The following is a 226-nucleotide window of genomic DNA, read 5'->3' as shown; positions in this document are numbered from 1 at the left end:
GGTCTGGCCCTCTTCGACGGCGACCTTGACGATGGTGCCCTGCATGGGGGAGGCCAGGGTGTCGCCGGAGGCCGCCGAGGTGGCCTTCTTGGGGCCCGTCCGGCGCTTGGCCTTGGTGGTGGACGCACCGGTGGCGGGGGCGGTGGCGGCGCCGAGGGAGGAGGGCAGGGAGACCTCGATGCGTTTGCCGCCGACCTCGACGACCACGGTCTCGCGGCCCTCGGGC

Annotated in this window: 1 pseudogene; it reads right to left on the bottom strand. The window is 74.3% G+C overall.

Annotated features, from left to right (window positions below):
• Positions 1-226 (bottom strand): annotated as a pseudogene (locus OO48_RS34235) (acetyl-/propionyl-CoA carboxylase subunit alpha); the annotation flags it as partial.

Source organism: Kitasatospora phosalacinea, assembly GCF_000716545.1.
Classification (GTDB): domain Bacteria; phylum Actinomycetota; class Actinomycetes; order Streptomycetales; family Streptomycetaceae; genus Kitasatospora; species Kitasatospora phosalacinea.
The sequence above is the reverse complement of the archived record's forward strand: the minus strand, read 5'-3'. Positions and strand labels throughout refer to the sequence as shown.